This is a genomic window from Treponema sp., assembly GCF_017430385.1.
Taxonomy (GTDB): domain Bacteria; phylum Spirochaetota; class Spirochaetia; order Treponematales; family Treponemataceae; genus Treponema_D.
The window spans coordinates 1-7,482 of sequence record NZ_JAFRNB010000172.1; the positions used below are offsets into that span (position 1 = coordinate 1).

9 protein-coding genes are annotated in these 7,482 nt (G+C 38.1%); 2 read left to right on the top strand and 7 right to left on the bottom strand.

Features of this window, described 5'->3' with window-relative positions; genetic code table 11:
* A partial coding sequence (locus IJJ71_RS13380; RefSeq protein ID WP_296847730.1) for a HEPN domain-containing protein occupies positions 1-434 on the top strand: 434 nt, incomplete at its 5' end.
* A gap of 30 nt (positions 435-464) precedes the next feature.
* A complete protein-coding gene (locus IJJ71_RS13385; RefSeq protein ID WP_296847731.1) occupies positions 465-1,256 on the top strand; it encodes a phospholipase D-like domain-containing protein in 792 nt (263 codons plus the stop codon).
* Positions 1,257-1,313: 57 nt separating this feature from the next.
* On the opposite strand, the gene IJJ71_RS15005 is transcribed toward IJJ71_RS13385, so the two are convergent.
* From IJJ71_RS15005 to IJJ71_RS13420, 7 genes are all read right to left on the bottom strand, one after another.
* The gene (locus IJJ71_RS15005) at positions 1,314-1,664 is read right to left on the bottom strand and encodes a hypothetical protein (RefSeq protein WP_367113243.1); all 351 of its coding nucleotides are present in this window, start codon (positions 1,662-1,664) and stop codon (positions 1,314-1,316) included.
* Positions 1,665-1,976: 312 nt separating this feature from the next.
* Complete coding sequence (locus IJJ71_RS13395; RefSeq protein WP_296847734.1) at positions 1,977-2,495, bottom strand: hypothetical protein; 519 nt, start codon at positions 2,493-2,495, stop codon at positions 1,977-1,979.
* A 4-nt stretch (positions 2,496-2,499) separates the two neighbouring features.
* Complete coding sequence (locus IJJ71_RS13400; protein WP_296847735.1) at positions 2,500-2,907, bottom strand: hypothetical protein; 408 nt, start codon at positions 2,905-2,907, stop codon at positions 2,500-2,502.
* Between the two features lie 483 nt (positions 2,908-3,390).
* Positions 3,391-4,389, bottom strand: coding sequence for a hypothetical protein (locus IJJ71_RS13405; RefSeq protein WP_296847736.1), 999 nt, complete (start codon positions 4,387-4,389; stop codon positions 3,391-3,393).
* Between the two features lie 12 nt (positions 4,390-4,401).
* Positions 4,402-4,998: a hypothetical protein gene (locus IJJ71_RS13410; protein WP_296847737.1), complete on the bottom strand. Its 597-nt coding sequence runs from the start codon at positions 4,996-4,998 to the stop codon at positions 4,402-4,404.
* 15 nt (positions 4,999-5,013) lie between these two features.
* A complete protein-coding gene (locus tag IJJ71_RS13415; RefSeq protein WP_296847738.1) occupies positions 5,014-6,555 on the bottom strand; it encodes a hypothetical protein in 1,542 nt (513 codons plus the stop codon).
* Positions 6,556-6,584: 29 nt separating this feature from the next.
* Positions 6,585-7,256: a hypothetical protein gene (locus IJJ71_RS13420; RefSeq protein WP_296847739.1), complete on the bottom strand. Its 672-nt coding sequence runs from the start codon at positions 7,254-7,256 to the stop codon at positions 6,585-6,587.
* Positions 7,257-7,482 lie beyond the last annotated feature (226 nt).

Below are 7,482 nucleotides of genomic sequence, written 5' to 3' on the forward strand. Positions count from 1 at the left end.
AAATCGAAAATACAGAAAATAAACTTCCCGAAATTTCTAACGAAGTATTGGAATGGGAACGCTTTGCAGAAATGGACTATGTAACTGCAAATCACCTTGACAAGACCCTTTATCCAAAGCCAATGGAAATAATTTGTTATCACTGTCAGCAGTGTGCAGAAAAGTATCTTAAAACCCTTACCGAGTATCTTGGAAAAGAAATAGAAAAAACTCACGACCTGGGCAACCTTGCAACGACTATTTCAGAGACTCTTGAAGTTCCGCAGAATGTCCTTGTTTCCTGTGCAAAACTCACGCAATATGGAGTAAAAATCCGCTATCCGCAGGAGTTTGAAATGAGCGAAAACCATGTAAAAGCTGCTCTTGCCGATATGGAAAATGTCAGGACTTGGTGCAAAGAGCAGATACATAATGATGTTGGTAATTTGTGTTAAACAATATTCAATATTGAAATGCTAGAAACTATGGAAAACGAAATAGAAGCTTTTTTTGAAAATCAGAAAAAGGTGATTCTTAAAGAAATCGATACTGCCAAAAAAGAAATTCTAATCTGCATGGCATGGTTTAATGATATGGATTATTTAAATGCCCTAATGCTTGCTAAAGAAAGTGGCGTAAAAGTTGAGATTATTACTTCAAATAAAGCTAGTATTAATATACTACAATTTAAAGATAAATTTGATTATGTAGGAATTGCTTTCTTACCTAATTATTTTGGCGTTCTGCATAATAAATACTGTATTATAGACAACAATATAGTTTTAACGGGTTCATATAATTGGACTAAAAATGCAGAATATTGTAATTTTGAAAACTTGTTAAAAATTCATAATATTTCCATAGCAAATGATTTTAAATTTGACTTTATAGAAACAAAAATTTTCTGTAATAATTCCTTTATCCAGCCGAGAAGATGTAATTGTTCTGGTTTGCTAATCAATTTGGTATGCATTGAATCAGAAGATATAAATCTTCAAGGCGAGTGCTCGATATACACAATTTGCTCAAAATGTGGCGAGTATAAGTATATTACCAATGATTATGAATTTAATATCTTAAATACATTAGATTCGGATAATTTAAACTATGAATGGATATTAAAATTTCTAAACTATCATGCTGAACATAATTTTGACATAAAAATTCATGCTATTGCTGTGGCATCAATAAATTCTATGACGCTAGAAAAAGAGTATAGAGTTATTTACAAGAATAAATTCTTTAAAAGATTTATTGAGGATTCTTATGATTTCTGAAAAAATTATTTTCTGGAATTTTGAATGCTTTCAAAATTCCAGAAAAGTCTTTCATCGTTAAAACGAAGCAAACATTTTAGAAAGTCCAAAAATATTGGTCCTAATATTCATCTGTGCATCTTTTTCCAATTTCACAGAATCTTCTTGCATTTTAGTTTTTATGTTTGCCTCCGTCTTGCCGTTCGCGGTCTTGAAGTTGTACTTCTTGTACTCGTCGCGGAGCTTTTCGATTTTGTCTTTGAGCGTATCGGAAATGCTCTTTGTGTTTTTTATGACTTCAAGCAGCCGCTCCGTCGTTACCGTGCGCTCGCCGTCTGGGGCGCAGAACGCGGCTTCCACCGCCTCCTTGACCACGCTCTCGATGTCCGCGCCACTGTAGCCTTCTGTCGCTTGGAGCAGTTTGAGCACATCGATGGCGGGCGAAAGCTTTCCGCGCTTGGCAAGGTGAATCTGGAAAATGCGTCAGCGTTCCTCGTCATCGGGAAGTTCAACCAAAAACAGCTCGTCAAACCTACCCTTGCGGAAAAATTCTGGCGGCACGGAAGAAATATTGTTCGCGGTGGCAACCACATACACCGAGCTTTCCTTTTCCTGTAGTCAGGTCAGACTGATGTCAAGGCACAGAAATAATCTCCTTACTTAACTGAATTTGTGTTAAATATAATGAGTGTTTTAATATTATAATAAAAAGATATATGGAATTAGAAAAGTCAGATTGGGTTATTTCTTTTTTATATCATCAATAGTTTTTATTTTATTTTCATCCTCGTAATGTTCTTCAAGTTTTCTGATACCTTTATTGGGAATATACATTATATTTTTACTTTTTTTTGATTGATTGTCTTGCGCAGTATCAAAATTTTTCTTAGCCTGTTTTGTCAAACCTTCTCCCCCCATTAATATATGTCCATCACAATTTGGAAAATTATTTATATCCTGAACAAATTTATCAACAATATCTTTTTGTAATTTTTTGTCCGTCGTTTTTACATCAATTCGTGTTTCATAATTTTTTCTTTGTGATACATTTCTTAAACTATCATTTTTAATTGAACTATCTGCAATCTTTGCAAATTCTAGTAGAAAATTTTTGTCATGCTTTATAATAAAATCAGCCCCTTGATCAGGGCAATTTGTTATCGTTTGTCGAGTAAAATCTACATTATCATTTGTTTGACTGATATTTGCTAGGAGTTTAGCAACCTGCATTTCTCCATCTTTTCCTTTATTTTTGCTCATTTTTTTACCCTATTTTCACAACTACATTTTTATCGCTACCATAGGCGATAAGTTTTTTTTCTAGTAAATCATAGATATTAGTAATTATTCGTATTTCTTTTATATCTGTTTCAAGATTTTCTTTTATATTCGCTTCTGTCTTATTATGAAAAGATAAAAACTTTTCTAAAATAGTATTTTTTATTATACTACAAATCTTAGGGATATCTTCATCCAAAATGCAGTCGAGTTCTGAATATTCATTAGAGTCTTTCTCATCAAAAACTTTTAAAGTTGCTAAATTTATAGTATCAGTTATTTGCTTATATATATCATCTCCTAGATATACATTTCTCAAAGTTTCCATAGATTCTTCTGTATATTTTTTTTCATTATCAAAATCGAACTTCAATAAAATTAAATTTTTTGCCATTTTATTTTTCCTAATATAGCAATTTTTTTGCTTTTTATTTATATTTGTAGTGGTATTTACTACAGTTGATTAACTTAATAAAATCAATCAACAATAAAAATAATAAATTCTTTTAAAATCGGCAAGTTTTTTATTCTCCTATTGTAAATTCCTCACCATTCCTTGTCTTGTACCTAATGTACGCAATAATTCTTTTTCGAGTTCTAAACGCTCGTCTTTTTGCTGCAGTTCTTCAATCTTATCATTTTTTTGCAAATTTTAAAATTCAGAGCATAAAATTCTTCCCTCGTAAACCGCTCCGCAAAATATTTTTCATACATCGCCTCTACATTGCAGATTTCGGGGCGTTGGTCATATATATCACACAGATTATTTTTCAGGTGAATGCAAACACCGTTTCCCATATCAAATGTGGCGAGTTGCGGGATTTTATCTAGATGACGGCAACATTCGCCGCATTTTGAGCAAGGAAACGGCATGGCTTTATGAGCAGATTTTTGAGGAGATGTCCTCTGCAATGGCGACGGATTCTTCCGTAAGTTTTCCGTCCTCGGTCAAAATCGGAGTGTCAAGCACGGCTTTGATTGCGCCTGCGATTGACACAACCCCCGCTACCGCGTGTTTTTCGTTATCAGAAAAACTGCGGAAATCAGTACCGTGATTTTGGATTGCCTGTTCCATGCTAAAAATGAGCGGAACAAACAATGCATCAAGTTTGACAAGCAAGCGGAAAAACATATAAGCTCTTCTGCGAATTCCATTACAGGCAACGCCAGCGGTTTCAAGTTCTTCGCAAGTTTGGCGGGCTTGTGCCAAATTTGCATAGGCATCATCTTTTTGCGCGCTCGCCTTTGCTCCGATGACAAAGCCCATTACCGCAAGTGCCGGTCCTGCAACCAATCCGCCTAGAACTGCCGCCCCGCCTGCCATTCCAAGTCCGCCAGCGGCAAGCGAGCCGCCACCAAAGAAAGCAAGCGTGGCATTTGTTGCCGCCGCTCCGCTCAATGTGGCGATTGCAGTTCCTGTAGATGCTGTGGCGAAAGTCATTGCCGCACTGTATGCTCCGAAAGCCGTAAGCGCACCGCCTAAAGCCCCTGCCACAGTTCCACCAAGTATAGAAGTTGCGTAACTGCCTAATTCTTTTAATTTGGTAATAGATTGCTTATCAATGCGAAATTTCGCAAGCTCATCTAATCCGACCGATTCTGTCAGCTCAACATTCTTTAATTGTTCAAAACTTGCGATAAAACGATTCATGCTTTTATCGAGAACTTGTAATTTTTTCGATCCTAAATTTTCTAGTGCAGTTCCGCTCGCTTTACGGCACTTGTCTAAATCTTTCTTGGCATCGGCGATGATTCTTTTTGCATATTTGTTTGTATCCTTGGCATCTTTCATATCAACGCCCGCTTTGATTCCTTTTCCGATTCCTAATGCAGCCGTCCCTGCGGCAATTCCACCGAGAATTATTGGTATAGGCATAATCTTCCTCCTCTAACCTAATTGAATTAAATCGTTAATGTCTTTTTCCAATACTTTTAAATCCGCATCACATTGCTTCAAAAGTTCTTCACTATCTTCATCAGAATTACAAGTATCTTTTGCCCTCTCATGCTTTGCGTAAAGTGTGCGCTGAGTTTTTATGATGTCCTTAAATTCATGTATGTAGGATTCATCAATATTCATACGAAGCGCAAAATCATTGATAAAATCCTTGTCCTGTTCGCACTGCTCTTTATCACAAGAAGTAATTCCTATGAGCGTGAATAACACCTCTCTTGCTCTTTCGGGCGTATTTCGTAACCGTGATTCATAAGTTGGATGTAATGTATCGTTCATTGTATCGAAAAATGCTTCCATACCAACTGACTTTTTGCTTTGCTTTTTCAATTTTGGAAGCATTGTCAAAAGTCTTTTTGCGGCATCTTTTGAATCTGTAATATAGTGGCAAAACTCGTCAAAGTTTTGCATTTCAAAATCGCTTAGTTTTGACTTTGTTTTTGCGTTTTCCAATGCTTTCAGTTTTTCTTCAGACGCAGTTTCACCTGTTTTTATAAACAGATAGCACAATTTCAAATCATCTAATTCCATATTTCCCCCTGTGTCTTATATTTTCAAGGTCAAATCTGATTTCATAAATGAATCAAATTCATCGTAATTCTCAAACTGCACATTGCCGCCAAGTTTTGCGGTAATTGAGTTTGCACCCTGCATGAATCCGTCTATGTCATTCAAGCCGATTGCTGTGTTCATTTGATTGAATGCATCGCTGAATGCTTCTACATAGTCGCTCAAATATTTTGATATGGCGACTTCCATTTCAGCGCGATATTGGCGGATAAGGGCAATCGCTTCGGCACATTCTTGTTCTATGCGCAAGCGTTCCTCATGGGCTAACTTCGCTTCTTTGAGCGCACCAATTAATTCACCGTAGCAACTTGAAGCAAACGCATAGCCTACCATTGAGCCAATCATGCCGCCAACAATCGGAATCGGAATGAGCAGTTGCCCTGCCGTAGCAAACATCGCGGAACTGAGCAAGCCTGTGCCTTTTTCGCCTAGTTCTTCAAGGCATTCTGTTCCGTCAATCTCACCACGAATATACTTCCCCAAAGATTTTCCGCTTTCAAGGGCAACTGTAACAAGCGTTGCGGCTAGATTCGTGTGCGCTAGGCTTTGTATGGCTTCGCTTTCTGCATTTTGCATTGCGCCTTTGATTGCAGAACCGGCGAATGCAGTCGCGTAGCTTACAGCCGCTCCTTGCCCTGTGTCTTTGACAACTGAAAGTGCGGCTTCATCTGCTGATTCTTCGCCTTTTACGACCGCGACAAAATTCCGCACGAGTGATACGCTTCCGCTGATTGCCGCCCCGTATTTTGCTTGTTCCACACCTGCGCGGTGAGCAACTTTTATGACATCTTTTGCCGTAGAAATCACAGGATGCAACCGCGCTTCCATCGCCTCATCATTGGAAATTCCAGAATCTTTTACGCTCGTTTTTATTTTCTCATACTTGGCGATTTTCGCTTCAAGTTCTTTTGCAAGTTCCGTGTTTCCATCTGCACGGGCGCGCTCAAGTTGTTTCTGAAAAGAAGCGATTGATTTGTCTGCTTCTGCAATGATTCCTTGATAATAATCACTTGGAACGGTGATTGTTGCATCGGCATCAAAATATTTTTGGAATTTTTGAGATGCAAGTTTATCAAGTGCGGCTTTCGGGTCGCTTCCGACAAATTTCATCTGCTCTTGACCGATGACATTGCCATTGTTGTCAGTAATGATATGGTCAAAAAGTTCGTTATAATCACCGCTCCCTTTTATGTCCGTGTTATGAACGCGTGAACCGTCTTTATTGATAATTCGCTCCGCATTTTGCCGTGCGGTGTATTTGTTTTCTGCGGCAAATCCCGCTTGCTGTTTTAAATTTGCGTCCTTGTATTCGGGATTGACCTTGCTGTTTGCAATATCTTTCAGTCCTTTTTTCAATTGCTCGCCTGTTTCAGTGTCTACACCCGAATAGGCGACATAATGCTCTTTAATTGCAGAGCCGTACCGCTGGACAACTTCTGATGCCGCGCCCGATTGAGCCACATTTGAGTAAGTTTGAAGTTTTGAGTTTTTCTTGCGCTTTTTATCATCAGTCACCATAGATACCTCTCTGCAATTTTAGCAAAATCCTACAAATTATCCAACGAATCAAAAGCGGGCTGCAATCGTTCTTCGAGTTCGGCTTCTGTCATTTTCTCTTGAAGTTTTTTCGCGTATTCGTTGACCCGTTTTGCAAAAAGCGAAATATGCTCTGACATTTCATTTTTTCCCAATGTGCCGAGCAGGGCTTCAAGCGACACAAGAGATTTGTCATCTGCACTAGCGGTAACGCTTGCTCCCAAATCAGTGTCGCTTGAATCATCGCTGAATTCAACACGCAGAAGAACATCATTTGAATCGGTGAATTTTGAGAACACAAAAGAAATTCGCTTTTCTGAATAAATCTCATATACGATTTCCGTCACAATCACGGCATTTCGGCTTGGTTCTTCCAGCTTTTTACGCTCCGATCCGTCCTTGTCGTGCAAAAATTTCATACCAACGATATAGTTTAGTGCAGAACCAAGCTTTTCCCCCGAAATCATAAAGTCGATTCTGCTCGCCTTGCCCGCTTCCGCCTGGTAAAAACTCAGTTCTGAATCTTCATTCGTAAATGAAACCGTGCCATCGCTTTCCGTTTCTGCAAATTCCATTTCTTCAAAAAGTCCCTCGCGCGTAAAAAGCTCGTTCCATTTGGCAAGCAATTTGTCAAACGCGACCTTGTTTTCTTTGACCCCATTTCCCGAAATTGTAATGTTCATACGCTTTTCCTCCATTTATTTGCGTTATGAACCTATTGTATATCGCTCAGTCTGCCAACGAGTGTCAGAGCTAATTATTTTTTTCAAAAATGGAAGATTGTAAAATGAACTTGAAATAGTAAAAATAAAAACACCCATACAAATGGAAATTTGTTAATATGTTTTTCACCACAAAAACCAAAATTAACAAAGGAGAACCATAAGTATGGGCTTAAATCATGTTACT